The 637-nt window shown below is 48.8% G+C and carries 1 rRNA gene; it reads left to right on the top strand.

From position 1 onward, the window contains the following. Positions 1–637, top strand: a 16S ribosomal RNA gene (locus tag AAE250_RS23585); the annotation flags it as partial.

The raw sequence follows: 637 nt of genomic DNA, 5'->3' as shown, positions 1-637 counted from the left end.
GCCTGAACCAGCCAAGTAGCGTGAAGGATGACTGCCCTATGGGTTGTAAACTTCTTTTATATGGGAATAAAGTGCAGGACGTGTCCTGTTTTGTATGTACCATATGAATAAGGATCGGCTAACTCCGTGCCAGCAGCCGCGGTAATACGGAGGATCCGAGCGTTATCCGGATTTATTGGGTTTAAAGGGAGCGTAGGCGGGTGCTTAAGTCAGTTGTGAAAGTTTGCGGCTCAACCGTAAAATTGCAGTTGATACTGGGTACCTTGAGTGCAGTAGAGGTAGGCGGAATTCGTGGTGTAGCGGTGAAATGCTTAGATATCACGAAGAACTCCGATTGCGAAGGCAGCTTGCTGGACTGTAACTGACGCTGATGCTCGAAAGTGTGGGTATCAAACAGGATTAGATACCCTGGTAGTCCACACAGTAAACGATGAATACTCGCTGTTTGCGATATACAGTAAGCGGCCAAGCGAAAGCATTAAGTATTCCACCTGGGGAGTACGCCGGCAACGGTGAAACTCAAAGGAATTGACGGGGGCCCGCACAAGCGGAGGAACATGTGGTTTAATTCGATGATACGCGAGGAACCTTACCCGGGCTTGAATTGCAGAGGAATAACTTGGAAACAGGTTAGCCG

Source organism: Bacteroides sp. GD17, assembly GCF_038448625.1.
In the GTDB taxonomy this organism is placed as follows: Bacteria; Bacteroidota; Bacteroidia; order Bacteroidales; family Bacteroidaceae; genus Bacteroides.
Note: the sequence above shows the minus strand (reverse complement) of the source record. Positions and strands in the feature narration are given on the sequence as shown.